Origin of the sequence: Clostridioides sp. ES-S-0006-03 (assembly GCF_020662275.1) — a bacterium.
In the GTDB taxonomy this organism is placed as follows: Bacteria; Bacillota; Clostridia; order Peptostreptococcales; family Peptostreptococcaceae; genus Clostridioides.
The window spans coordinates 41143-67366 of the sequence record NZ_JADGMM010000010.1 but is presented as its reverse complement, the minus strand read 5'-3'; the positions used below and the strand labels follow the sequence as shown (position 1 = coordinate 67366).

Annotated in this window: 24 protein-coding genes; 17 read left to right on the top strand and 7 right to left on the bottom strand. The window is 30.3% G+C overall.

The genetic code is table 11. The annotated features are described in order from the left end of the window. Positions 1–58 precede the first annotated feature (58 nt). From IR151_RS13965 to IR151_RS13940, 6 genes are all read left to right on the top strand, one after another. Positions 59–946, top strand: coding sequence for an ABC transporter ATP-binding protein (locus IR151_RS13965; RefSeq protein WP_227435388.1), 888 nt, complete (start codon positions 59–61; stop codon positions 944–946). Further along, on the top strand, positions 947–2194 hold the full coding sequence (locus IR151_RS13960) for an ABC transporter permease (RefSeq protein WP_255619087.1): 1248 nt from the start codon (positions 947–949) through the stop codon (positions 2192–2194). It abuts the gene before it with no gap. 339 nt (positions 2195–2533) lie between these two features. After that, complete coding sequence (locus tag IR151_RS13955) at positions 2534–2905, top strand: DUF2089 domain-containing protein (protein ID WP_227435386.1); 372 nt, start codon at positions 2534–2536, stop codon at positions 2903–2905. Between the two features lie 61 nt (positions 2906–2966). Continuing rightward, positions 2967–3428, top strand: a complete 462-nt coding sequence (locus tag IR151_RS13950) for an SHOCT-like domain-containing protein (protein WP_227435384.1) — start codon at positions 2967–2969, stop codon at positions 3426–3428. Positions 3429–3447: 19 nt separating this feature from the next. Next, positions 3448–3711, top strand: coding sequence for a hypothetical protein (locus IR151_RS13945; RefSeq protein WP_227435382.1), 264 nt, complete (start codon positions 3448–3450; stop codon positions 3709–3711). Between the two features lie 163 nt (positions 3712–3874). Then, positions 3875–4339 (top strand): VOC family protein, encoded by a 465-nt coding sequence (locus IR151_RS13940; protein WP_227435380.1) that lies wholly within the window; start codon positions 3875–3877, stop codon positions 4337–4339. Between the two features lie 416 nt (positions 4340–4755). Here the strand turns inward: IR151_RS13940 and IR151_RS13935 are convergent, their stop codons facing one another. Together IR151_RS13935 and IR151_RS13930 are read right to left on the bottom strand one after the other, a co-directional pair. Next, positions 4756–5448, bottom strand: coding sequence for a FadR/GntR family transcriptional regulator (locus IR151_RS13935; protein WP_227435378.1), 693 nt, complete (start codon positions 5446–5448; stop codon positions 4756–4758). 24 nt (positions 5449–5472) lie between these two features. Next, positions 5473–6660: an MFS transporter gene (locus IR151_RS13930; RefSeq protein WP_227435376.1), complete on the bottom strand. Its 1188-nt coding sequence runs from the start codon at positions 6658–6660 to the stop codon at positions 5473–5475. 341 nt (positions 6661–7001) lie between these two features. Between IR151_RS13930 and IR151_RS13925 the strand changes: the two genes are divergently transcribed. From IR151_RS13925 to IR151_RS13905, 5 genes are all read left to right on the top strand, one after another. Next, positions 7002–8873: a beta-glucoside-specific PTS transporter subunit IIABC gene (locus tag IR151_RS13925; protein WP_227435373.1), complete on the top strand. Its 1872-nt coding sequence runs from the start codon at positions 7002–7004 to the stop codon at positions 8871–8873. A gap of 85 nt (positions 8874–8958) precedes the next feature. After that, positions 8959–10365, top strand: a complete 1407-nt coding sequence (locus IR151_RS13920; protein ID WP_227435369.1) for a glycoside hydrolase family 1 protein — start codon at positions 8959–8961, stop codon at positions 10363–10365. A 24-nt stretch (positions 10366–10389) separates the two neighbouring features. After that, positions 10390–11238 (top strand): PRD domain-containing protein, encoded by an 849-nt coding sequence (locus IR151_RS13915; RefSeq protein ID WP_227435366.1) that lies wholly within the window; start codon positions 10390–10392, stop codon positions 11236–11238. A gap of 426 nt (positions 11239–11664) precedes the next feature. After that, a complete protein-coding gene (locus tag IR151_RS13910; RefSeq protein ID WP_227435363.1) occupies positions 11665–12144 on the top strand; it encodes a GyrI-like domain-containing protein in 480 nt (159 codons plus the stop codon). Positions 12145–12456: 312 nt separating this feature from the next. Continuing rightward, a complete protein-coding gene (locus IR151_RS13905) occupies positions 12457–12813 on the top strand; it encodes a VOC family protein (RefSeq protein WP_227435351.1) in 357 nt (118 codons plus the stop codon). A 196-nt stretch (positions 12814–13009) separates the two neighbouring features. On the opposite strand, the gene IR151_RS13900 is transcribed toward IR151_RS13905, so the two are convergent. Then, positions 13010–14341 carry an MATE family efflux transporter gene (locus IR151_RS13900; protein WP_227435349.1) on the bottom strand — a complete coding sequence of 444 codons (1332 nt, stop codon included), beginning with the start codon at positions 14339–14341 and terminating at the stop codon, positions 13010–13012. Positions 14342–14461: 120 nt separating this feature from the next. On the opposite strand from IR151_RS13900, the gene IR151_RS13895 reads away from it, so the two are divergent. From IR151_RS13895 to IR151_RS20495, 4 genes are all read left to right on the top strand, one after another. Then, a complete protein-coding gene (locus tag IR151_RS13895; RefSeq protein ID WP_227435347.1) occupies positions 14462–15355 on the top strand; it encodes a LysR family transcriptional regulator in 894 nt (297 codons plus the stop codon). A 336-nt stretch (positions 15356–15691) separates the two neighbouring features. Then, positions 15692–16546, top strand: coding sequence for a helix-turn-helix transcriptional regulator (locus IR151_RS13890; protein ID WP_227435346.1), 855 nt, complete (start codon positions 15692–15694; stop codon positions 16544–16546). 251 nt (positions 16547–16797) lie between these two features. Next, positions 16798–18915: a UvrD-helicase domain-containing protein gene (locus IR151_RS13885; RefSeq protein WP_227435344.1), complete on the top strand. Its 2118-nt coding sequence runs from the start codon at positions 16798–16800 to the stop codon at positions 18913–18915. A 114-nt stretch (positions 18916–19029) separates the two neighbouring features. Further along, complete coding sequence (locus IR151_RS20495) at positions 19030–19308, top strand: DUF4368 domain-containing protein (RefSeq protein WP_413927197.1); 279 nt, start codon at positions 19030–19032, stop codon at positions 19306–19308. On the opposite strand, the gene IR151_RS13875 is transcribed toward IR151_RS20495, so the two are convergent. From IR151_RS13875 to IR151_RS13860, 4 genes are all read right to left on the bottom strand, one after another. Further along, positions 19292–19645: a hypothetical protein gene (locus tag IR151_RS13875; RefSeq protein WP_227435342.1), complete on the bottom strand. Its 354-nt coding sequence runs from the start codon at positions 19643–19645 to the stop codon at positions 19292–19294. The two genes, IR151_RS20495 and IR151_RS13875, sit on opposite strands and share 17 nt — an antisense overlap. A 59-nt stretch (positions 19646–19704) precedes the next feature. Then, positions 19705–20490 carry a type II CAAX endopeptidase family protein gene (locus tag IR151_RS13870; protein WP_227435340.1) on the bottom strand — a complete coding sequence of 262 codons (786 nt, stop codon included), beginning with the start codon at positions 20488–20490 and terminating at the stop codon, positions 19705–19707. Positions 20491–20546: 56 nt separating this feature from the next. Further along, on the bottom strand, positions 20547–21212 hold the full coding sequence (locus IR151_RS13865) for a TetR/AcrR family transcriptional regulator (RefSeq protein ID WP_227435338.1): 666 nt from the start codon (positions 21210–21212) through the stop codon (positions 20547–20549). 619 nt (positions 21213–21831) lie between these two features. Next, positions 21832–24015, bottom strand: a complete 2184-nt coding sequence (locus IR151_RS13860; protein WP_227435336.1) for an excinuclease ABC subunit UvrA — start codon at positions 24013–24015, stop codon at positions 21832–21834. A gap of 335 nt (positions 24016–24350) precedes the next feature. On the opposite strand from IR151_RS13860, the gene IR151_RS13855 reads away from it, so the two are divergent. Together IR151_RS13855 and IR151_RS13850 are read left to right on the top strand one after the other, a co-directional pair. Then, a complete protein-coding gene (locus tag IR151_RS13855; RefSeq protein ID WP_227435334.1) occupies positions 24351–25067 on the top strand; it encodes a hypothetical protein in 717 nt (238 codons plus the stop codon). A gap of 28 nt (positions 25068–25095) precedes the next feature. Next, the gene (locus IR151_RS13850) at positions 25096–26031 is read left to right on the top strand and encodes a penicillin-binding transpeptidase domain-containing protein (RefSeq protein WP_227435332.1); all 936 of its coding nucleotides are present in this window, start codon (positions 25096–25098) and stop codon (positions 26029–26031) included. Positions 26032–26224 lie beyond the last annotated feature (193 nt).

Genomic DNA, 26224 nt, shown 5'->3' with positions numbered 1-26224 from the left:
AGTAAAATAAAACTGAACAAGGACGTTTGTCTTTGTATTACAAAAAAGGAAAAAAGACATGGAATTAACAATTACAAATCTTAAAAAAAATTTTAAGAATAAAACCGCAGTTGATGATGTTTGTTTAAATCTTACACCTGGTGTGTGGGGGCTTCTTGGAGCTAATGGTGCTGGTAAGACTACGCTTATGAAAATGATTGCGAATATTCTAAAACCAACTAGTGGAAAAATTGTTTTTGATGGTAAGGATATTCATTCAATGGGAGAAGAATACAGAAATCTATTCGGTTTCTTGCCACAGGATTTTGGTTTCTTTCAAGATTTTACAGTAAAGGACTATTTGGAGTATGTGTCTGCATTAAAGGACGTTCCTGCTAGAGAAACAAGAAAAAAGATTGACAGTCTGCTGCATACACTTACCTTGACTGATGTCAAAAATAAAAAAATTATCAAGTTATCTGGTGGAATGAAACGTCGAGTGGGAATTGCACAAGCAATGTTAAATGACCCGAAACTTCTAATAATGGATGAACCAACAGCTGGACTTGACCCTGGAGAGCGAGTTCGTTTCCGAAACTTTATTTCAGAGTTCTCTCATGACAGGATTGTCCTTATTTCAACTCATATCGTATCTGATATTGAGTATATTGCTACTCAAAATGCCATTATGAAATCAGGAAGAATTCTTGATGTAGGGACAACAGATGAATTGGTCAAACAAGTTACAGGTAAAGTTTGGAATTGTATCATACCTGCTGAAAAGATGCCTATGTATGAAATGCAGCTTCGTATTATTAATCAACGTAGTGAAGGTAATAATCAGGTATCAGTTCGTTATTTGGCAGATGAAGCCAAAACAAGTGACTCAATAATGGCTTCGCCCCGTTTGGAGGACTTATATTTATGGTTATTTCCGCAAGAGGAAATAAGTGAGGAGGGAAAGTAAATGATTCGTATTTATCGTCTTGAAATAAAACGTGTGTTGAAATCACGTCGTTCTATCATTTTATTACTTATTTCACTATTCATGTCTGTTGTGATGGCTTGGCTTCCGGTATTGTATGAGGACATCAATCAATATGATAAAAACGGCAACAAGGTAGCAGAATTAAATGGTCTGGAAGCAATTGCCTATAAAAAATCACTTCGCTCTGAAAATAATGGAGAAGTTACTATGGAAAAACTCAAAGAAGCTTTGAATATCTATCAAAGTGTAGTTTTGCCATATGGAGAAGACAGCCTTAGTAGTGGTGAATTCCCTACAGATATTTATATAAAAAAGGTATTTCCCATTCAATCTCTATTGGCAAGACTGCCAGAAGCCTATTCTAATCCAAAGACTGGTCAGGGAATAAGCTTAATGGATATTTCTCCTAATAAATTAGATGGTTTTTATGAGCAGACTACGCAACATCTTAAAGATATCATGCAGATGGAGCAAAAGAAATATCCAACCGCACAGAAACATGCGATACAAAAATATGTAGAAGTAAATACGCCTTTTCAGCTTTATACTGGATATTCAAGAGATGCATTTGATTATATTATTCTATTTATTTTTCTCCTAGTCATTCTTTGTACAGCGGCTGTGACCCCTACGTTTTCTAATGAATACCAAACGGGTTCAGATAGTATTTTGCGCTGTACAAAACATGGACATTCTCGATTGGCAATTGCAAAGATTATGGCTGCACTTACTATTTTTACTGTAGCATTTGTCATATGTATTTCAATTCATTTGACAATTTCAAATCTAGCATTTGGAACTGAGTGTATGAAAACATCTATGCAGATGCTATTTTCAGTTATCAGTCTGCCTGCACTTAATTTAGGGCAGCTTCAGATTACTTTGGCAATAGGAGGGCTTATTTCACTGCTGGCAACTGTCAGTTTCACACTGTTTTTATCAGCTAAATGCAAGGATTCACTCTCTGTTATCCTAATTGCTATTGTAACATGTTTACTTCCAATATTTACGTATTCGGCTGGAGCCAATTGGCTTACTTTTATCTTACCATCAGCAGGAATAGGTATGCAAAATAGTTTACTGTACCAATTGACTAGCTTTAATTATCTGCATATTGGACAGGCAAGCATCTGGTCACCCTATGTCATAATAGTGGCATCAATAATTGAAATTCCTGTATTTCTTCTTCTTGCTATACGGGCTTATAACAAACATCAGGTTATATAAATCAACATTCTGTGAACAACTGTTTAGTAGTTAAAAACCTTTGTTTAGGAATAGAAATGTTTCATCTTAAATATAGGTGTTAGTAAAATGGTGGCTCTGAAATAAAATCAAAGTAGCCATTTTCTAATGTGTATTTAAAACATATTATCAATGATACAAAAATTAATCGAAAATGAATAGTTCCTCAATTGGTACATCTACTATTCTTGATATATCTATTGCTGATTTTAGATATGTATTAATTATTTTAATATAAATATTAATTATTTTAATGTATATATTGACTTTATTAATTTTTTGATTTATATTATAAACATTAGATAGAAAGAAGGTGATGTGATGTATCAAGTTATCAGCCGCTGTCCTGTCTGCGGAAGAAAACTTAAAGTTGTCAAGCTACAATGTGAAAACTGTGATACAGTGATTGAAAATGATTTCTGCCTCAGTGCATTTGACTATCTATCTGCAGATGATTTATTCTTTGCAGAAACATTTTTAAAATGTCGTGGTAATATAAAAGAAGTGGAAAAAGAACTAAAGATTTCTTATCCAACTGTTCGTTCTAGGTTAGATGATATTATCCAAAAACTAGACGGAAAATCTAATGTGACATCTTCTTCTGATTCACATAAAAAGGAGATTTTAGATGCACTGGAAAAAGGAGAAATCACTCCAGCAGAGGCATTAGAACAAATAAAAGAAAATAAATGAAGCTCTATCTCTATTTCTGACAGTAGTCAGGAGTAGTGACCAAAATATGAGGCTATTTCTGTTGGAATGGATACAGAAGAGCAGAAATGAGGAAAATAATATGGATGAAAAAATGAGGATTTTAACAATGGTAGAGGAGGGAAAGCTTTCTGCCAAAGAGGCAATTGACTTGATTGATGCATTAGATAAAACTACATCTCAAGAGGAGTATACGAATTATTCAGAAGACTTTGATAGTCAAGCTTTTACTAAACAAAGCAGTACTTCATATGAAAATAAGATGTTGAAGATTATTGTGGACACTCCAGATGGTGATAAAGTAAATGTGCAACTTCCTGTAAAGATTATACGTCAAGTGTTGAAAATGACAGGTAAGTTGCCAATTAAGAGTGAAGATTTGCAAGGTATAGACCTAGATGCTCTTACTACCTCTATTCTTGAATGTCTGGATAATGAAACACTTGGCAATATCATAGAGGTTGACTCTGCTGATGGCACTACAGTTAAAGTTTTTATAAAATAAATACTAGGAGAATAGGTTTATGCGCATTATTGTCCGCTCAAAAGAAACAAATTTGTGGCTACCCATACCATTGTTTCTAGCAAATACTGCAGTTCTTTTGTTGCCAGAATCGGTTATTGAAGAGATTAAAAAATCACTTCCAGAGCCATATCAGGAAGTCATTACCAAAAAATTTCTACAGGAACTCGTTCGAGAATGTCAGTCTGTTCTTAAGCAGTACAAGGGACTTGAGATTGTTCATGTGGAAACTCAGGATGGCACTTTTGTATCCATTCGCTTATAAAGTAGTGTTTATTTTGTATATTACTATTATTTAGAGAACTTACATTTACTGAGAACACTTATATTTATTGACTTAAAAATGACGAAAACATGTCCGTTTTTTACAATATTTTTTTCTAGTACTAATGTTATAATCTATTTACTAATGTTGATGGAGGTAACTTATGAAATATGCAGGTTGTTTATTTGCAGTAAAAGATATTCAAATTGCTCGTAAATTCTATGAAGAATTATTTGATTTAAAAGTTATTGTTGACTATGGAAAAAACATTGTATTTGAGAGTGGATTGTCATTGCAACAAGATTTTGATTGGTTGACAGGAATCTCGAAAGAAGATATGAAAGACAAAGAGAATAATTGTGAAATATTCTTTGAAGCAGAGTCTTTTGAAGAGTTTATATCAAAACTAAATAAAAGAAGTGATGTTACTTTACTTCGTGATGTGGAAGAAGCACCATGGGGGCAAAAGGTAGTTCGAATTTATGACTTGGATAATCATTTAATTGAAATAGGTGAATCTATGAAATCAGTAATTAATAGATTCCAAGAACAAGGTATGAATCTTACAGAAGTGGCGACGAGAATGGATATAACTATTGATGATGTTAATCAAATTTTACAAGGCTAAATTATGGCTGATTAAGTAAATCTCAATATCAAACTAAGTAATTCTAAATATCAAAATATAAAACAGTAAATTCTCATGATTTGCTGTTTTTTATATGCATAATTAAAAAAATGATATGATAATCATTAAAAATACCTAAACTAGGAAAAAAGAAGGCTACCAAATAATGCTTTATAATTGTTTATATTACAGTCAATTTTATTTTTAAGTAACGATTATATACAATCTAATATTAATTATAATACTTAATAAAATAATCTATGAATAGTAAAACAGAGCTTATTTGGACACTATATTTAGTAGTATATTAAAATAAGCTCTTTATAGTACATATTATAAATATTTAGTTCTCATAAGTCTGAACTATTAGACCTATAATTCTCACGAGTTTAACTATAAGACCTACAAATAGAAGTTTAATCACGCTGAAATAACTGAATAACTCCCTCTAAATGGTTATACATTGATGTATAACCCAAATTAGCATCTTTACTATCAAAAGCCATCATTATCTCATTGTGATGACTAATCATATCTTGTAGTGAATTTCTATATTTAAAGCCAAAGTGTTGATTAGAAGACACAGTTTTAGGTATTAATTCATAATACTTTATAAAAATTGGATTATGAGAAGCTAAAATTATTTCTTTGTGAAATTGCAGGTCAGCGTCATAACATTCTTCTATTAAGCCTTGTGAAACTTTGTCTAGTTCTTCTACAGATTTCAAGTAAGCATATCTTATTCTCTGAAGTTCTTCAGAAGTAGCATTTAAAATGGCTAACTTAGTAGCTTCACTTTCTATAAGTTGTCTTGCTCTTAAAGATTCAACGTAAAATTCTTGTATATTATGATTTTTATAAACTTCATTATCAGAAAAAAGGTCAACTTTTTTAAATCCTTCAACTATGGGGCTTGAATAGGGAATAGACCTAAGTATTCCTTCTTTACAAAGTTTGTCTATAGCATTCCTTACAGGAATTCTACTTATATTAAATAGTTCAGCAATCTTTCTTTCACTTGGCAATTTACTATTAATTTTAAAATTTCCATTTAGAATATTTACTTTAATATAATCAATAATTTGTTCAGTGGCACTTAAATTTGTCATAAAAACTCCTAAACATATAATTTTTTATGAGTGTATTATATCACAATTAAGAGGTAAATTTAATTTTTTATAGTATGTATAAGATAATATGGAAGCAATTATAGCAATAAAAGCTAAAGTAAAATAACCATATTGTATTGAAATATAATCTGATATTTTACCCACTAGCATTGGAAATATAGACATTCCTATAGCATAAACTGCTTGAAAAAATCCCATTGCAGTAGATTTTTGATATTTTGGTATATTTTTCATAGACTCACTAGTAAGGTAAGAAAGAAGTATACCTGTAGATATTCCTGGTAACGATTGTAGCATAAATATTATATTAATACTTTTTACTGTTGGAACTAGAAAGCAATAAACTGAAATCAAAAAAAACACTGAGGGAATCCAAAATTTTGGTCCATGCTTTGTACAAAATTTAGTAGAAGCAAATCCAGAAGATACAACAGCACATACCATGTAAAATATAGAAGATAAGCCTATAATGGTAGAGCTAGAGCCTAGTTCTTTAAGAATTTGAGTAGTAAATGACATTGTTGTAGACATTTGGATTCCTTGTTGAATCAATGCCATAAAAGAAAAAAATACAAGTCTTTTGTCTTTGCATATAGATAAATAATTTTTAAATGGGATTTTTTCGGTTATTTTTCCTGAGTGATGATTTTTTACATTTAAGGCTAGAAGTGTACCAATGATTGAAGATATTACACTCATAATACACAAATTTACCATTCCTAATTTTTCATAAAATAAGGTACTCATGACAAATCCAATTAACATTCCTAGGTTGTTTACCAAAATTATTGTACTTGTAGCTTTTTGTTGATGTTCTATGGAAAAAAAATCAGTGTAGTGAACCATGTAAGAAATCCAAGTTGATGATGCTATTCCAGATAAGATATTAGCTATAAGAAATCCTTCTCCTCCAGGAGAAATAACTCTTATAAGAGATGCCAAACCAGCAAATAAAATTCCACATAGTATAAATATTTTATGTTTGTTTATAGAATCTGCAAAAACCCCAATAGGAAGTCTTAGTAAGCATTGTGAGATTCCATATGAGCCTATTATTATACCAATCATGTTTGTAGATACGTGACATATACTTAAATATGGATTTTGAAAAGGTATGTATACGTATTGTGAAAACCAGAAAAATACAACAATAGAGAGTAAAAGTAATTTTTGATTAAATATTTTTTTCATATTATCCTCCAAATGGTATGTTTATAATGGAAATAATATACCATTTTGTTTAGTAAATCAAGTATTTTAAAATTTTAAAAATAAATTTCGATATAACAATAAGAATTATTTGTTGAAAAATTATATTTTATAGTTGAATTAAGAAAACGCTTATGTTACTATAAAGTTAACAAATTTGAATATTACAGTAGACGTGTTACTGGTGATGCAGGCAAGATCGAATCAATTTTTATAGGTTACCTATATAGTACTATGGGTATAATCTATTTATTTGGTTCGATTTTTTTGTTTAATTGGCCATAAAAACAAAAAGCCTATAATTAAAGATGGAGGATTTATATATGGATTATAAAAAAGTAGCTCAAGAAATTCTACAAAATGTAGGTGGAAAAGAGAATATAAATGAAGTTACTCACTGTATGACGAGACTTAGATTCAAAGTTAAAATTACCTCTAAGGTTAATAAGGATAAGTTAGCCAGAACTGAAGGAGTAATAACTGTTGTAGAGAGTATGGGTCAGATACAAGTTGTAATTGGTAATAAAGTAAAAAAAGTGTATGATGAGATTGTAAAAATGGTACCTCAATCAAGTGAAATAGATAATAAAAATGGAAATGAAGAAAAACAAGGTATCATGAACTCTATATTATCTGCTGTAGCTGGAATATTTACACCTACAATACCTGCTATAGCAGGGGTTGGTATGATTAAAGGTATTTTATCAGTTCTTGCTATGTACTATATGAATAAAAATGGAGTAGATATAAAAGAGACTCAAAGTTATATTATTCTAAATGCTATGGCTGATTCTATATTCTATTTTATGCCTATCATACTAGGATATACTGCGGCTAAAGTGTTTAATGCAAATAAAATAATATCTATGGTATTAGGGGCAACACTTTGTTATCCAGCCTTTACAGCTTTGATGGCAGGGGAAGAAACAGTTAGATTTTTAGGATTAGCAGTAACAAAGGCCACATATACATCATCTGTTATTCCAATAATTATTGCTATATGGGCTCTTTCATATGTTGAAAAAATACTGGAAAAGTATATGCCTGAAGTAATTAAAATAATAATGGTTCCAACTTTATCATTAGTTATAATCTTACCTGCAACATTGTTTTTATTTGGACCAATTGGGATATATATAGGAAATGTTATAAACTTTGTTTACAAGTATATTTATGAACTAAGCCCTGCATTGTGTGGAGCATTCATAGGTGGATTATGGTGCGTATTAGTTATATTTGGTGCACATAGAGCACTACTACCAATAGGTATAAGTGATGTTGCTCAAACTGGAAGACAGAATTTATTGGCTTTTGCAGGAGCCGCAAACTTCTCGCAAGCAGGAGCGGCTCTAGGGGTATTCTTTAAAACTAAAAATCAAGGATTAAAGACAATCTCTATGTCTGCAACTATAACGGCACTATTTGGTATAACTGAGCCTGCAATATATGGAGCTAATCTTAGGTTAAAAAAACCAATGGTATGTGCTGTAATATGTGGTGCAATTGGAGGTGGCATAATGGGAATGGGTGGCTCTTATGGTAACGCATTCGCAAACCAAGGTGTTTTAACTATACCTGTATATGCTGAAGCAGGAACGTTAGGTTTTTTAAGTTATCTAGGAGGTTGTGCTATAGCATTTTTTGGTTCAGCTATTTTAACTTATCTAGTTGGGTTTGAAGATTTAGAAGAGTCTTTTAAAGGAAATAGCTCTACTATAAAAGTAGAAACAAAAGAGGGCATTGTTGATATAACTTCACCTGTGGAAGGAGATTGTATAGAATTATCAGAAGTAAAAGATGATGTATTTGCATCAAAAGCTATGGGAGAAGGTATAGCTGTATTACCTACAAAAGGCGTAATAATAGCTCCTACTGATTGTGAAGTAGCTTCTTTATTTCCAACACTACATGCAATAGGATTAAAGCTAGATAATGGAGCAGAAATGTTGATACATGTTGGAATTAATACAGTAGAGTTAAATGGAAAACACTTTGTAAAACATGTTAATCAAGGAGATTTAGTGAAAAAAGGTTCTAAACTGATAACTTTCGATATAGATGAAATAAAAAAAGCTGGATATGATGTAACTACACCAGTTATAGTAAATAATACATTTGATTTTGCACAGGTGATTTCTTGTAAATCCAGTCATGTATCTACAAATGATAAAATAATTTCATTAGTTAATAATTAAATTGATTAGAACTATAAAAATTAGCTTAGTGCAATAAAGCAACAAATAAAACGATTAAAACATTAATATAAAAGGAGTGACACTTATGAATACAGGATTTCCAAAAGATTTTTTATGGGGAGCATCATCTTCAGCATTTCAAGTGGAAGGAGCTTGGGATAAAGATAATAAAGGAAAAACAGTGGCTGATTACAATTCTTTTAAAAAGTCTCACTTGCAAGCAGACACTAAAGTAGCATCAGATTTTTATCATAATTATGAAGAAGATATTGAACTGATGAAAGAATTAGGAATGAAAACTTATCGTTTCTCAATTTCATGGGCAAGGCTAATTCCAGATGGGGAAGGAGAAATAAACCAAAAGGGAATAGATTTTTATAATAAAGTAATAGATAAATTAATAGAGTGTGACATTGAGCCATTTGTAACTTTATATCACTTTGACCTACCTTTTGCACTAGTGGAGAAGTATAATGGTTGGGAAGGTAGAGAGACTGTTTATGCCTTTGAAAGATTTGCCAAAGTATGCTTTGAGCATTTTGGAGATAGAGTGAAATATTGGCAACCTCATAATGAACAGAATTTAATAGTTAGAGTAGAAGAGAGAATTAATATATATAATGAAACAGACCCATGGAAGATAGATAAAATGCGTGCTCAAATGGATTATAATCTTTGTTTAGCCCATGCATTGGCAGTTAATGCATGCCATGAAATGATAGAAGGAAGCAAGATTGGAGCAGCAGTATCATCATCTGTAACATATCCTCTTACATCTAAACCAGAAGATGTATATGCAGCAAGAATGAATGACAACTTTAAAGTGTACTACATGCTTGATATGCATTATTATGGAGAGTATCCAGGGTATTATATGAATTATCTTGAGAAAAGAAATATAGTCCCTCATATGGAAAATGAAGATAAAGAAGTACTTAAAAAAGCTAAAATGGATTTCATAGCTGTAAATTATTATAGAACAAACTGTGCAGAGGCCTTACCTGAGGATTCACAACATCCATTTGGACTAAGAGAAGGAACCGTTGACTTTAGTATGTATGGATTATTTAAGATGTCAATGAATCCTAATCTAAAGGCTTCAGAGTATGGAGCATCAATAGATTCATCAGGACTTAGAGTTGTATTGAATGAATATTGGCAAAGGTATCACTTACCTGTTATAATAACGGAGAATGGTCTTGGAGCTAAAGATGTCCTTGAAGATGGTAAAATTCATGATGACTATCGTATAGATTATTTAAATACTCATATAAATGCATGTAAATTAGCTATTGAAGATGGTGTAGAAATGATGGGATATTGTCTATGGTCATTTACAGACCTTTTAAGTTCTTCACAAGGTTTCAACAAACGTTATGGGCTTGTTTACATAAACAGAACAGACCATGAAACCTTAGATTTAAAAAGAATAAAGAAAGATAGTTTTTATTGGTATAAAGAAGTCATAAAGAGTAATGGAATAACAAAATAAATATAATATATTGAGGTTTTTAGTATGTACATTACAAAGGTATTAAATAATTCGTTGCTACTTGCAAAGGATGATAATGACGAAGAGATAATATTGATGGGAAAAGGAATTGGTCATAATTATAAGATTGGGTCTGAGTTAAATAAAGAAGATATAGAAAAAACTTTCGTTCTTCATGATGAAAATATAAAAAAGAGCATTGTACAACTTGCATCAGAAATAGATGCAGAATACTTTGGTATAGCTCAAATGATAATCTCATATGGAATAGAAAAGTATAATTTAAAACTTATGAACCATATATACTTGGCTTTAACTGACCACATCGCCTTTGCAGTGAGACGCTTTAAAGAAGGTATAATGATTGAGAATTACTATTTGTTTGAAATTAAAGAATTTAATCCAAAAGAATATGATATAGGAAAATATGCGATTACTGTTTTTAAGGAGGTTCTTGGTCTAGACCTACCAGAAGAGGAAATTGGTAATATAGCAGGCCATTTTATAAATGCACAACAAGACAATCCTTATAGTGATAGAAATAAGAGAAGTGCTAAAATTGTGAATGCCATTTTACAAATAGTTCATTATCACTTTTCTATTGTATATAATAAAGAATCATTTTATTATATGAGATTTGTAATGCATCTAAAGGCTTTTTCTCAAAGATTTCTGGCTAATGAACCATCAAAAGAAAAGATAGATTTTATATATAATCAAGTGCGTAAAAATTGTAAGGAAGAATATGAATGTGTAAAGAAAATAGGAGCCTATATACACAAGGAATACTCTAGAAAATTGCCTCGTCAGGAGGAATTATATTTAATGATTCATATTCATAAGATTCTAGGGGAGCTAGATGAAAACTGTTAAAATGTTTTAGTATATTAGTAACTTGATAATAAAAATAAGATTTAGTTAAATTTAAATAGTAGAATTATTTTAAGAGATAGCTATTAAACTATCTCTTAATTTTATGTAAAAAATGACTCTAAAAGTAGTAACCTAGAAAATATGTTTAATTCTAATGTTATTTATATATTAGAAGAACTACAAGATTAATATTGATTTTCTTTATGCATTTCAAGGATGAATACTAGTGATTTATAATAAGCAGTACTATTTCTTATTTGAGTTATTCATTATTTTCAATCCATTTGTATTTACTCAAAATAAGAGCACTGTGTGACAAGCATCATAATATTGGTTTTGTTATACTGTTAATATAAAGATGCAACTAAGAATAAAAACTACGAAACAGAGGCTAAGAAATAAAAATAAAGTAATGGAGGATATGAAATGGCTAGAATATCTAATATAACGATGGCTGAACAGCCTTCGTATTGCATTTTAGCAATACGAAAAACTATTGACTTTATGGTAGAATTTTCAGAGTTTTCACAGCAAAGTTTTCGAAAAATTTCCAACTATCTGGAAGAAAAGGGAATATTGTCTGCAGGAGCACCAATTGTATGCTTTCATAACATGGACTTAGAAAAATTAGATGTTGAAGTAGGTTTTCCTGTAGCTAATCATTCTGTATTTAATAATATGGATACAGAAAATGAAATTTTGCAAAAGATTGTTCCAACACAGAAAATAATAACTGCAATTGATTTAGGACCATATGAACTGCAAGACCCTACACTTGAAGAATTATTTTTGTGGGCGAAGGATAGTGGATATGAACTTCATGGAGATATCTATTATCAGTACTTGAATGATTTAAATCGTCCTGAAAGTGAGTATCTCACTAAAATGATGTTACCTATTCTATAAATAACAAAACAGAATAGAAATTCTGTGGATACATAGGTTTAGCTGTAATAAAAAACAAGTTAACTACCATTTTACTATGAATGGTAGTTAACTTGTTTTTTATATGGATTGTTTATGATATGACAGATTGAATTGTTACTTAATGAGTGACTAATAGACGTTTTTATTGAAAGTTACTACCTGTTATGTGATAATAAGGACTTGTTAGGGTAATTATTATAGTTGTGGTTTAATGATTGAGATATTATCATAATATTTGCAAAATGATATAATCGAGAAGAAACAAGACAGATAAATAAAGGAGTAAATAATATGAAGATATATGATGTATTAACACGTTTTTATATTAAGGATATAGAAAATGCAATTCCTTTTTATGAAAATCTTTTAAAAGATAAATGTTCTTTACGTTTTTCTTATAAAGAAGTGGGGTTAGAGTTGGCTCAAGTAGGAAATGTTTTGCTGTTATCTGGTTCTGATACTGCTCTTAAGCCATTTATAGAAACGAAAGCTACTTTTATGGTTGATTCTGTGGATGAATGGAGAAGTCATCTGCTACAAAGTGGAGCAGTAGTAATAAGAGATAAGAAAAAAGTTCCTACAGGATATAATATGACAGTAAAACATCCAGATGGCACAATTATAGAGTATGTTCAGCATACAAAATAAAATTAGCTCAAAATATGGGATTAACTCAAACACAGGATTAACTTTAAAATAGAGTTATTAATAAATAGCTTAGGGTAATATATTATATACTCAAAAGTTTAATTTGTTAATCTTAACTCTGATATATTATAAATTAGATTAATATGTATCAAAATAAAAAAAGTTATTTACATAAAAGGTGAACTTTGGATAGAGTTCACCTTTCTATTTTTTTTGACCTACAAAAAATAATATACTGAAATGTCACAACAGAAACCCATCCTATGCCAGTAGCAAATGCAATTGTCTTTAAACCAAATTGTTGAATAAACAAATAAGAAATAATAACACGAATTGATATATGTAAGACGGTTCCAATTACAGGGATATTTACTTTTCCACTTCCTCTATACCATCCAACAAATGCACTTCCTATAAAACATAAAACATAGAAAATAGAGATAGTTTTCATGTACTCTATGCCATTTATCACAATTCTACTATTGGCATTATTTGTCATAAATTCAATAGTAGTCTTTGCGAAGAAATACATTATCAAAGATAATCCAATTCCTAGACACACTAGTGTAATCAATCCTGTATAAAATCCTTGCTTTGCTCTTTTTCTATTTTCATTTCCAAGATTTTGTGCGACAAATATAGAGATAGCCTCAGCACCACTATCACCAAAAGAATTAGCAAAGCCTTCAATTCTTGTTGTAGCAGTGTATGCTGTAATCATGTCTGCTCCCATTAGATTTACAGCTCCCTGTACTAGTAATTTTCCAATATATAAACTGGATTGATGAAGAGCTGAAATTAGACTATAGGATAGAGTTAATCTTAATAATTTCCATTCAAACTTCATATCTTCCTTTCTAAACAAAAGAAATGAAATGTTTTTTCTTATATAAATAAAACAAAGAATTGATGCAAGAGTCTGTGAAAGTACAGTTGCAGAAGCTGCTCCTTGGATTCCAAAATCACATACTGCAACAAAAACTATATCCAAAACAGTATTTATTATCATTGAAAGCATTAAGATAATTAGGGTAGCTTTAGTATTCCCAACAGCTCTCAAGGCTGCTGATAATAAATTATAAAAATATGTTGCGATAAGTCCACAAAAAATAATATTTAGGTATGGTATCGCGATATTTGAAACTTCTTGTGGTGTATGAATTAGATTTAGTAATGGAGAAAGCATAAATATTGAACATATACTTAATCCTAAAGCTAATGTAATGCCAAAGATAGTTGCTAGAAAAGATTCTTTTCTAAATGAAGATAAATCACTAGCTCCATAAAAATGTGCAAATATAATTGATATACCTGTACAACTTCCACTTAGTACAAATATAAAAAGGTTCATAGTAGTTCCAGCTACACCTACAGCAGCAAAAGCAGTTTGACTTACAAACCTACCAACTATAATAGCATCAATAGTATTGTAAAGTTGTTGGAGTATATTTCCTAAAAGTAATGGGAACATGAGTATGACCAACTCTTTCTTTATGTAACCTTCTGTTAAGTTAGTTGTATATTTCATAATGGCACCTCGTTAAATTTTAAGATACAATTAGTTTACAGTCATATTAAATAATTGTAAAATGCTGTTTTTATCCATATAATATAAATAAATGTTTATATTATGAATTGGGGTAAGATTATGACAGAACTTGAGATACAAGCTTTTTTGACTATTATAAAGCTGGGAAGCATTTCTGCTGCTGCTGAAAGTTTATATGTTACTCAGCCAGCTTTAAGTAGACGCATACATGCATTAGAAGCTGAATTGGGATACAAATTAATTAATCGAAAAAAGGGAGTACGAATATCAGAGTTGACAGAAGAAGGGAAGGCATTTGTTCCAATTGCAGAAAAATATAAAACTCTCTTACAAGAAGCTAAGTATATAACTAAGATTGATAGAAGTAAAATTATAAATATATCCTCTATAGGAAGTGTTAGCTCATACATACTTCCAGATGTATTTTCCTGTTTTATGAATACATATCCAGAGTATAATGTAAATTTTTATAACTATCATTCTTATGAAGCATATGATTATGTTTCCAAGGGGGAAGTTGATATAGCTCTTATTTCAGATGATATGTTTTTTAATGACATAGAAACAATACCAATATTTAAAGAAGCCATGTTACTGGTAACAAGTTATGGCTCAAAATACAATGGAGAATTGCATCCATCTGTTTTAGATGTTGCCGATGAAATAAGACTTCCATGGAATCCTGAATATGATTTGTGGCATAATTTTTGGTTTCGTTCAACTCTTCAACCTAAAGTATTTTTAGACCAAATGTCTCTTTTAGAGTATTTTATGAGACAAGAAAATGTATGGTCCATTGTGCCAGTATCAGTAGCATATCACCTTAAAGAAATATCTAATATTGAGATACATTACATAAAAGATGCTCCACCAGATAGGTTTATTTATTATTTAGTTAAAGAATCTAATAAACAGGAAATAATAGATAAATTTTTAGATTTATTAAACGAAAAACTATTGAAAATTAAAGGGTTGGAGTCTTTAATTAAATAATAGAAGATAGTAAATCTTAAAGTTAAAAGTTTATTTAGAGTTAAATAAATTAAGTGTATATTTAAAAATAAAGAAATATTTATATAAAGAAGAGTATTTCAAGAGAATATTAAGAATCTCAAATGAAATACTCTATTTTTCTTTTTTAATGATTATATTATATGAAAAAATGGATATTATTAAGTTAGAAATATGTAAGAAAATTGAAAAATAGGTTACAGGATGAGATAAACATATAAAAAATAATTTTCACATTATAAAAAATAGCAAGATTTATTAAATATGACTAAGAAGTAATTGATATAATGTCTCATGGATAAAAGGAGGAGAGCTGCAATGTTTTATAAAGTAAATAATGTTATAACTGCTATTGATTATATAGAGGAGCATTTATCAGAAAAGCTGGATTTAGATATAGTTGCTAATGCTGTTCATTATTCAAAATATCATCTACATAGAACTTTTACAACTTCTGTTGGGTTGACAATGCATGATTATATAAAACGAAGAAAACTCACAGAGGCAGCAAAACTATTAGTATTTTCTAAAAAAACAATTATTGAAATTGCATTGATAGCTGGCTATGAAAGTCAACAAGCATTTACTTCTGTATTTAAAGATATGTATAAAAAATCTCCAAATAAATATCGAAAAGAACAAGAATTTTATCCTTTGCAGCTAAGATTTGTTTTGAAAAAAGAAAATCTATTTTCAAAAGATATATCGGAATTAGAAAAAGATATTACACTTGCTAAAATATCTGATATACCATCATGGATGAGTTTAGTGAGATTAGTCATAGATGGATTCCCAAATTTACAGGAGGAAGAATATATCTCTCAATTAAAACAATATATTTTGGAAGAAAGAGCCTTGATATTAAAATTTAATAACATTGCTATTGCAAATATGGTATTTAATAAAGAAACTGGGAGCATTGACTTTTTTGGAATACACCCTCAATATCGTAATTCAGATATTGCACAGGTGTTTCTAAAAAAGGTTATTGAGAATTTTTTGATAGATAAATCTATCTCAATCACAACTTTTAGAGAAGGAGATAAAGCTGATACAGGACATCGGAATATGATAAAGAAGTTAGGTTTTGCAGAAGCTGAATTATTGACTGAATTTGGGTATCCTACTCAAAAATTTATTCTGTCTTCTGAAAATGAAAAAGACACTGAATAGTACTAATAATCTATTGTATTAAAAAATAATTTTACATTTTTAGGTGTATTTATTTTGCTGTCCATGTTTCTCATAATTTTGATTATAAATATAAGAAAATGTATTTTTTATTTAAAAAGAAATACAAATTTTGAGGCTGAAATTTAAAGCAAAAACTAAATTTGAATCAAAGAGCAAGAATGATTAAAAAATATAAAATTCAATTCAGTATAATGATTTAAGATAATACTTAATTGGCAAGGAGGATTCAAATGTCTAAAAATCAGCAATTAGAAAGTTGTAATTCTATTACATCCAATCCTAAACATAATATATCTGGACAAGAGATGGAGTTAGCAACATCTTTTCCAGATGAGATTGCATACCTTATAGATATAAATAATAAGCTGGATAATGCTTTGGAGAATGCAGAAAATTCAGTTGATAAACTAGATAAAGATTACATGGATGCTAAATTATATATGGTAAAAAATCGTGGAGAGATAGACCCACATGAAATGTTCCAAAATGAACTGGCACTAAAGCAAATAGATAGTTATGGGGCTTTTATGGTAAAAGTTCGAGACAAGATTGCTAAAATGAAAGATTCGCCATATTTTGCTAAGATAGATTTTCAACTAAAAGATGAAGGTTATGATTCAAAGTATTATATTGGTCGATTTGCATTTGATTATGAAAATGAACTTCTAATACTAGATTGGCGTTCTCCAATGGCCAGTATGTTTTATGATTGTGAGATAGGACCAGCAGGGTATAATGCACCACTTGGATGGATAGATGGAGAAATAACACGTAAACGACAGTTTAAAATTAAAAATGGAACACTGGAGTATGTACTTGAAAGTTCTATGAATATACAAGATGATATTCTTCAGAAGGAACTTAGTAATACTTCAGATGAAAAGATGAAATCCATTATTTCAACAATACAAAAAGAGCAGAATCAAATTATTAGAAATGACAAGGCTGACACCCTCATTATTCAAGGAGTAGCTGGTTCTGGAAAAACATCTATAGCCTTACATCGAATTGCTTTTCTTCTTTATCGATTTAAAGATAAGATATCAGCAAATAATGTAATTATTCTATCACCTAATAAAGTCTTTGGTGACTATATTTCTAATGTACTTCCTGAACTAGGAGAAGAGCCTCTATGTGAATTAAGTTTTGAAGATATAGCAGAAGTTCAATTAGAGAGGATTATTGATTTTGAGGGAGAAAAAGATTCTCTGGAAGTAAATGATGTACAATGGGAAAAAAGAGTACGTTTTAAGTCTACACTTGATTTTTTAAAGCTTATGGATAAATATATAAAGCAAATGCCAAATATGGTCTTTATTCCTAAAGATTACACTTTTGGAGGTTTTATAGCTAAAAGTGACTGGATACTAAAAAGATTTGATGCATATAATAAATATCCAGTTAAGCGAAGACTGGAGATGGTAGCAGAAGATATTCATTATAGATTTGAATCAGATAATATTATGGAAGATGACTTACCAAAAGTAAAAAATATACTGAAAAGTTTAAATAGAATGCTAACAATAAAAAATACTCTAACAGTGTATAAGGACTTCTTCAAACAGATGAATATTCAAGATATGTTTGTAATGCCATCAAAGAATACTCTTGAGTGGGCAGATGTGTATCCATTTATATATCTTCATGCTGCATATGAGGGATTACAAGAAGACAAAGTGATAAGACACATTGTTATTGATGAGATGCAGGATTACACTCCTATTCAATATGCTGTAATAAACTTGCTTTTCAAATGTAAAAAAACTATTCTTGGAGATTTTGGACAACTAATCAACCCTAATCATTTACATACATTAGATGATATGGTACAGATTTATGATGGTGGAGAGTTAGTAATGTTAAACAAGAGTTATCGTTCTACTTTTGAGATTATTAATTTTGCCAAGAAAATTCAAAATATAACTCCGCTGGAGGCTATTGAAAGACATGGTGAGGAGACTGTTGTGATTAAATGCAGTAACGAACCAGATGAGATAGAGAAGATAAAAATGGAGATTGAGCAGTTTGAGGAAAGCAACAATGCTACCCTTGGTATTATACTAAAAACCAACAGCGAGGCTAAAGCAATATATGATGTTATTAAGCAAGAATATGATGTTAATTTAATATCTCCTGAAAGTTCTAGTTTTATAAAAGGTGTATCAATTACTTCTATTAAAATGTCAAAGGGGCTAGAGTTTGATGAAGTTGTTATTCCTTCAGTAAATAATAAAACATATTACAATGATTACGACCGTAGTTTATTATATATTGCCTGTACACGGGCTATGCATAAACTTAAGCTTACATACACTGGAAATTTAACACAGTTTATAGAACTTAATTGAGATATATAGTTTACATTGTAAAGATTGATTTTTCTAACTTATTATGAGGTATCACACCTTGCCACTCAATTACTTGAAAATCTGATTTCATGTGCTTTTCCGCTTGTGCTCTTAATGGGGGAGCTTATTGACCTCATTGACAAATACAAAAACTTTGACACCATGACAGCAACTATGCTTAATGAGTTTGTTGAAAAAATTCTTGTTGTGCATGAGCGTTACCGCAAGGGTAGCCAAGAAGGTAGTCCTCCAATCCGAGGATATGGCTGGCTAAGGGCGTATATGCCCTTACCAGAAGTTTATCAAGGCAGGAACCCGTGTCGCCATTATTTGAAAGAAACTGGGGTAGCATTTACGCTTCTCCAGTTTCATCAATTTATTTTATCGTGTTAATAAGTTTTTTCGTTGATATTATATCTGTTTGAATAATTTGTGCACTGTGCTTGACGTTGCAAATAATATATGTAGGCAAGTCTTGGGATTTCAAAATTTCTATTTGATTTGAAGTACCTATATTGCTTTTTTCAAGATATTCTAATCGTTTTGTAAGAATATCAACTGCTCCTTTTCTATCTAAGAATTTAATAAAAAAAATAGCAATCATAAAAGGAACAAGGTTATAATTAAAAATTTGAATAAATGATACAAGTGTACCTTTCAACTCAATATAACCTGTCTTAGAAAGCAAATAAACGGTTTTGTCAGGTATATTTGCATTTTCTTTAGCCATATGAACTCCTTACAGCTCAGCAAACTTGCGTTTCGATATGAAGCATTGTATCTTCTGAGTTACTTCCAAGACAAATTCATCTGTATGTAAGCAATCATAGCTAAAATAACTTGGAGACCCAGCAGCACAATTGATTTTGCTTGTATTGGCTGGATAAGAAGGTCCATTGTGAATAGACCACCAATCGCATTGCACCACGCATGAAAACACACACAGATCATGACACTTCCAGTCAGCCTGTATAAGACTGCCAACATAAAAGACATCGCGATACACCAACACAAAAACGAGATGAAGTTCATGGAGGATTGGTTTGCGTTCTGTAGCAACCAGAGCGGAAGATGCCAAATGGCCCATATCACGCCTGTGAGAAGACATGCAGCAAAAAAAGGGAGTTTTTGCTCTAATGCTGGCTGCAAAAAACCGCGCCAGCCAAGCTCTTCCAATCCGCCGCCTATAATCATGAATGGAAACATAAGGAGTATCGTATACCAAGGCTTTCCTAGATATCGATTGCAAAGGATATTGATCACAATCTGGCTGGCAAAGAAAATAGCAACAATCAGGGCGCGAGAGCTGGATATATGATTGGTTCTGACGATACGTTCACAAAGTTCTTTAATCCCGTGAATCTGTCCGCTTTTTTTAAGAAGAATCGTAACAGCATAAGCTGGAGCAAATCCAATTGAGAAACCAACTAGTAAGTAGTATACGACAGTTCCAATCGGTTCTGCAAACCATTCAAGCCGTTCGCCTATTATGACGATTGTTGTAGCACTCCATGCAATTAAAAATACAAGCAATAAGTATTGTAGTATTGGTTTTTTCTCATAATAATTCCACATCAGCATAACCTCCTCATTGTAAATAAACTATGGACTCATTCTTGTTGTCCTTATTTTCAGACTGACTGGTTACTGCTTCCCAACATGAAAAGGACAGATGTACACAGGCTGAACAGTAATCCATCCGTATTCAACTGAATATATTGCATAGCAGGGTAGCACCTTGTTAGAATCAAGTCTCTTTCGATTCCGCTGAGACATACTGTAATGAAAGAATATATTTCATCTAACGTCTGTTTAGGAGAGAAATAGCCTTTTTGTATTTGCTCTTCAATATATTGATATGCTTGCGTTTGTAAATAATCGCTATGGGATGCAACCTTTACATTTGCCCGAAACCTCTGATAATATTGCTGGTCGCTGGCAAGCGTAGAAAGCATTTCATTTAAAATCTTACCGTACCCAGTGATGCCAATCATAATCGCATCAAAATATAGCGAAAACAGCTGCTTTACAACATCTTCTGGAGAATGTTCTGAGTGCAGTATTTCATCAACTTTAGCAGACACGTCAACAATTGATGTGTCTCTGTTAATGAGGGCAAATAGGATATCCTCCAAATTAGTAAAATAACGATATACAAGCCCGTGACTAAAGCCTGTTTTCTCAATAATATCTTTCATTTTAACTGTATATACTGGCTTGGACATGCAAACATCAAATGCAGCATCCAGTATCTGATCCCGTTTTTCCTCCAAATACTGTTCATTTACTTTTGGCATTACATCAACCTCCCTTAAAATGACTTTATCGTCATTATTATATGATATACTATACTCTCTTTTCTATGTCATGTCAATGTTAAAATGACGAATGTGTCATTTTAATGTTGTGGATGTGCTCCAGTCAATCACAGGCAACATAGCTGTTAATAAAACTGCGGCTGGTATCAGGTAGAACGAAGTGGGAATAGGAACCGAAAACGATGTGAAGGCAGATGATTGTGTGGTAAAGTAAGTCGGAACATGAAGCTTAGCACTAATTAAAGCAATGTATCCGCTACTATATCAAGGAGGAGGCACTTTAAACTACAACAGCACTGGATAAAACGATTTTTCCCTTGTTGATTTCTGATAGGGGAAATACTGATATTTTGTTAATTCTATAGATTAAAGTGTCTTCTATAGAATTAACAAAATATCAGAAGTACTATTTGAGGTAATTAGAACTGTACAAGCCATAAATAAAATATATAATTATGTGTATTCTTATTCCATACTTTAATAGATATTTTTTAAAATAAAAAGCATTTTTTCTGTAGTTTTATTTACACCATTGTTCTTATTTTTTTATTGATTTTCTAAGAAAGTCTGATGTTATAGTATTACCTTTTTTTAACATTTATGATGGAGTACCTTCAAATACCACCTGACCACCATTTTTACCACCATCAGGTCCAATATCTATCACCCAATCTGCTTGCTTTAAAACATCTAAATTATGTTCAATGATAATAATTGTATTACCTCTGTCTACTATTCTTTCAAAAATCAACATAAGCTTGTCAATGTCAGACATATGAAGACCAGTAGTTGGTTCATCTAGAATATATATAGTACCTTTTTTATTAAGATTTTTTGCTAGTTTAATCCTTTGACATTCTCCGCCAGATAGTGTACTAAGTGGCTGACCTAAAGTCATATAAGATAATCCAACATCTTTCATAGTTTGTAATATTTTACAAAGTTTCTTTTCCGTAAAGAATTCAAGTGATTCATCTACTGTCATGGAAAGAACTTCAACTATATTTTTACCCTTATACAATTTTGACAGGACTTCTTCATTATATCGAGTACCTCTACAAGCTTCACATATATTAATAACAGGGTCCATAAATACCAGTTCTGTAACAAGTACTCCTTTTCCATTACAAATAGGACAAGCCCCTTTAGAATTAAAGCTGAATAAACTTTCACCAACATTATTTTCTTTAGCAAAAAGTTTTCTTATTTCATCAAAAAAACCAAGAAATGTAGCTGGCATAGAGCGATTTGTAGTCGTGATAGGGTTTTGATCAATTTTAATAACATCTTTTTCATATTTTTTTGCAAAAATACTAGAAATCAAAGTACTTTTTCCAGAACCAGCAACTCCAGTAACAACTGTCATGATTCCAACCGGTATATCTATATCAATATTTTTTAGATTATACAAACAAGCTCCTCTAATGGGAAGAAAGTTTTTTGGTTTACGAGTATTAGATTTTAGAGATAATGACAAATTCATAGCTTTTGAAGTAAGTGTATTTGCTAGAAGTAATTCATTATAGGTACCTTGAAATATAATATTTCCCCCATGTTTACCAGCATTTGGACCAATATCTATAATCTCATCTGCTATAGATATGACATCTTTATCATGCTCTACCACCAGAACTGTATTTCCTCTGTCTCTAAGTCTTTTTAATAATTGATTCATACGATGTACATCTCTTGGGTGCATTCCAGTGCTGGGTTCATCAAAAATATAGGTTAGACCTGTGAGGCTACTTCCCATATAGCGTACAAGTTTTAATCTCTGAGCTTCTCCTCCAGATAGAGAAGTCGATTCTCTATTTAGATGTAAATAAGGAAGTCCAATATCAATCATTCTTTTCAAGCCATCAGTAAGAGTATCTACAACAGTTTCAACTCTATCATCATTTATTTGAGAGAGTAAATTGTAAAGTTCAGTAAATTCCATATTACTAATATCTGCTATAGAATACCCTAAAATAGTGCAGTTAAGAGCATCTTTATTTAATCTTTTTCCATGACATTCAGGACATTCCTCATCAGTTATAAGTCTTTCTGACTTTTCTTTGGTGTGTTTGCTCATATTGCTAATATCTCGATTTAGATATGTTTGATTGTATTTATTAAAAATACCTTCAACTTTTGAATTTTCAGGCTTGCTTTTTCCATCTTTTGAGCCATATAGCAATAAATTATATTCCTCCATAGAATAATCCTTCAGAGGTTTATCTAAATCAAATAGTCCAGATTCAGTATACTGTTTCCAATACCATGAATTAGGTTTAAATAGAGAGTCATTTACACAACCTGAATTCCATGAATTTTCAGGATTTAGAATAGACTCAATATTAATCGATTTGACTCTACCAATTCCAGAACAGTTTTTACACATACCATTTGGGCCATTAAACGAAAAATATGATGTTGTTCCTATATATGGTTTGCCAATTCTAGAAAATAATAATCTTAGTGAAGAATACAAATCGCTTATAGTTCCTACTGTAGAACGTGCATTGCCACCAAGAGGAGACTGGTCTACGATTACAGAAGCAGTTAAATTATCAATCAGTTCTACATGAGGTTTTTTGTATTTTGGAAGTCGACCTCTAATAAATGCTGAATATGTTTCATTCATTTGTCTTTGTGATTCTGCCGCAATTGTGTCAAATACAATACTTGATTTTCCAGAGCCAGAAACTCCAGTAAAGACAATGATTTTGTTTTTTGGAAGTTTAAGTGAGATGTTTTTTAAATTATTATGTGTAAGTCCCTTTATTATGATATCTGACATAAATACTAAGCCCTTTCTTTATATATTTTAGTAGCATAATTATATTATGTAGTTATATTATAATAAGGTTAAAATTTATTTTCATGATATATTCTGCTATATTACAGATATTATTTTTAAATTTACTTACAGTGTAAACAGTATTAATTAGTATGCTACATATAAAAACAAAACTCCTATTATAAAACTTATTTAGAATTTAGTAAAAATGAGCTAGTTTAAAAGATTTAAATAACTTGACTTTTAAAACTTACTATTGTAATATTTTAAATATTACAATAGTAAGTTTTAAGTGTATACTCAGACATAATTTTACTACTTGAAAGGAGAGAACAATGTTACTGATAGTTATAATAGCTGTTTTTATAATAGCTTTAATCGACATAATTATATTAGGTAAAGAAAATATAAAAGGAATAATTATTCCTGTAGCTTTATTTCTTGTAAGTGACTTCTTATTTCTTTGTGGAAATATTATATTGAGAGGAGGAGTGATTTTACTATTCATAGGATTATTTGCAATACCATTAATGTTGATTGCTTTCATATGGATTTGTGTACATATTATTAAACTACATCTTAGAAAAGATTTAAATAAAAGAAAAGTAATCGGATGTATAGTTTGTACTTTTATAAGTATATCTACTATATTTCTTCCTGGACTAAGTGAAAGTTTTAGATTTCAACTTTACAAAAAGTATTATATAGAGGTTGTACAAGCAGTTTTAAAAGCATGTGATGAGAAAAAGTTAAATTCTGAATATAATCTAAATATTAAACTTGGCAAAAAGGAGTTAGAAAATATTTTTTCAGAAGAAGTAGTAAATAAAATAAATAAGTTAAATAGAAATGTAGATGTAACTAAGATAGTTGGTAATAAAAAATCAGTTTGTTTTTTCTTTGGAGCTGAATTACAATCTGTTGATGGGATTGTATTCTTTAAAGATTTAAAAGGAAATAAGCCAGAGTTAGATTTTATAAATAAACACATTCAAGCTCCACGTTTAGAGTATATGACAGATGATGTCTATTATTTTAAAGGAGGATTATAAATATACATATATAGGGGAGGAGTAAGATATGAAAAGAAAGACAAGTTTTATTTTAATAATTATTCTATTAATCATTGCATTTATAGCAAAACATTCAATGGAAAGTAATCAAAAGAGTAAAGAACAAAATATTAAGAGTAACAATACAAATTTTAAATCAAATGAATTGGATAGTAAAGATAGTACACAACAGAAAAAAGATAAAGTTAATGTAGTTGATTATAGTAATTGTTTTAAAGATGTTAGTGGAGGGGCTGTTTTTTATAGTAGTAAAAATAAAGAATATAATATATACAATAAAGAGTTAATTGAAACAAGGGCTTCACCTTGTTCTACTTTTAAAATAATTTCAACATTAATTGGTTTAGAAAAAGGAATAGTAAATTCAAAAGAATCAGTTATGGGGTATAATGGCACAATTTATGAGATTGAAGATTGGAATAGAAATCTTAATTTAGAAGAAGCATTTAAAGTATCTTGTGTTTGGTATCATAGAAAACTGATGAATCAAGTTGATGCTAAATTTGTTCAAAATAAACTAGATAATCTAAAATATGGGAATTGTGACATTAGTGAGTGGGAAGGAAATTTAAAAAATGGAAGTAAAGATTTAAATGGGTTCTGGTTAGAATCTTCATTAAAAATCTCTCCCAAAGAGCAAACACAAGTATTAACTAAAATTTTTGAGGGTGATACAAGTTTTAAAAAAGAGAATATTAATCTCTTGAAGGAGATTATGAAAATAGATACAAATGATAAGAAAATAAATGTATATGGTAAAACTGGAACAGGATTTGATGAAAAGAAGCAATGTGTTGATGCATGGTTTGTTGGGATGGTAGAAAATGAAGATGATACATATTACTTTGCTATTAAATCAGATGATTCTAATAAAAAAATCGGAGGAGCAAAAGTAAAAGAGATTGCAATTGATATAATTAAGAAATATTACAATACTATATAATAGACATAACTTTATACTAAAATATTAGGTAGATTTAAGTAACTATGCAATGAATTGATAAATATATTGCATAGTTTTTATTTTATTTATATTATTTTAAGTATATGTAAAAGGATATGAGCAAAATTTTAATAAAAAATAATCTTATATTGGTTAAAATTTATAAGGTGTTTATGTAAAGTATCATATTTAA

What these genes read in the sequence shown, in the direction of transcription:
- IR151_RS13940 (WP_227435380.1), top strand. Translation starts at nt 3,875, where the DNA reads ATGAAATATGCAGGTTGTTTATTTGCAGTAAAAGATATTCAAATTGCT.
- IR151_RS13870 (WP_227435340.1), bottom strand. Translation starts at nt 20,490, where the DNA reads ATGTGGAATTATTATGAGAAAAAACCAATACTACAATACTTATTGCTT.
- IR151_RS13910 (WP_227435363.1), top strand. Translation starts at nt 11,665, where the DNA reads ATGGCTAGAATATCTAATATAACGATGGCTGAACAGCCTTCGTATTGC.
- IR151_RS13860 (WP_227435336.1), bottom strand. Translation starts at nt 24,015, where the DNA reads ATGTCAGATATCATAATAAAGGGACTTACACATAATAATTTAAAAAAC.
- IR151_RS13890 (WP_227435346.1), top strand. Translation starts at nt 15,692, where the DNA reads ATGTTTTATAAAGTAAATAATGTTATAACTGCTATTGATTATATAGAG.
- IR151_RS13955 (WP_227435386.1), top strand. Translation starts at nt 2,534, where the DNA reads ATGTATCAAGTTATCAGCCGCTGTCCTGTCTGCGGAAGAAAACTTAAA.
- IR151_RS13960 (WP_255619087.1), top strand. Translation starts at nt 947, where the DNA reads ATGATTCGTATTTATCGTCTTGAAATAAAACGTGTGTTGAAATCACGT.
- IR151_RS13895 (WP_227435347.1), top strand. Translation starts at nt 14,462, where the DNA reads ATGACAGAACTTGAGATACAAGCTTTTTTGACTATTATAAAGCTGGGA.
- IR151_RS13900 (WP_227435349.1), bottom strand. Translation starts at nt 14,341, where the DNA reads ATGAAATATACAACTAACTTAACAGAAGGTTACATAAAGAAAGAGTTG.
- IR151_RS13920 (WP_227435369.1), top strand. Translation starts at nt 8,959, where the DNA reads ATGAATACAGGATTTCCAAAAGATTTTTTATGGGGAGCATCATCTTCA.
- IR151_RS13885 (WP_227435344.1), top strand. Translation starts at nt 16,798, where the DNA reads ATGTCTAAAAATCAGCAATTAGAAAGTTGTAATTCTATTACATCCAAT.
- IR151_RS13915 (WP_227435366.1), top strand. Translation starts at nt 10,390, where the DNA reads ATGTACATTACAAAGGTATTAAATAATTCGTTGCTACTTGCAAAGGAT.
- IR151_RS13935 (WP_227435378.1), bottom strand. Translation starts at nt 5,448, where the DNA reads ATGACAAATTTAAGTGCCACTGAACAAATTATTGATTATATTAAAGTA.
- IR151_RS13925 (WP_227435373.1), top strand. Translation starts at nt 7,002, where the DNA reads ATGGATTATAAAAAAGTAGCTCAAGAAATTCTACAAAATGTAGGTGGA.
- IR151_RS13945 (WP_227435382.1), top strand. Translation starts at nt 3,448, where the DNA reads ATGCGCATTATTGTCCGCTCAAAAGAAACAAATTTGTGGCTACCCATA.
- IR151_RS13865 (WP_227435338.1), bottom strand. Translation starts at nt 21,212, where the DNA reads ATGCCAAAAGTAAATGAACAGTATTTGGAGGAAAAACGGGATCAGATA.
- IR151_RS13855 (WP_227435334.1), top strand. Translation starts at nt 24,351, where the DNA reads ATGTTACTGATAGTTATAATAGCTGTTTTTATAATAGCTTTAATCGAC.
- IR151_RS13905 (WP_227435351.1), top strand. Translation starts at nt 12,457, where the DNA reads ATGAAGATATATGATGTATTAACACGTTTTTATATTAAGGATATAGAA.
- IR151_RS13875 (WP_227435342.1), bottom strand. Translation starts at nt 19,645, where the DNA reads ATGGCTAAAGAAAATGCAAATATACCTGACAAAACCGTTTATTTGCTT.
- IR151_RS13850 (WP_227435332.1), top strand. Translation starts at nt 25,096, where the DNA reads ATGAAAAGAAAGACAAGTTTTATTTTAATAATTATTCTATTAATCATT.
- IR151_RS20495 (WP_413927197.1), top strand. Translation starts at nt 19,030, where the DNA reads ATGGGGGAGCTTATTGACCTCATTGACAAATACAAAAACTTTGACACC.
- IR151_RS13965 (WP_227435388.1), top strand. Translation starts at nt 59, where the DNA reads ATGGAATTAACAATTACAAATCTTAAAAAAAATTTTAAGAATAAAACC.
- IR151_RS13930 (WP_227435376.1), bottom strand. Translation starts at nt 6,660, where the DNA reads ATGAAAAAAATATTTAATCAAAAATTACTTTTACTCTCTATTGTTGTA.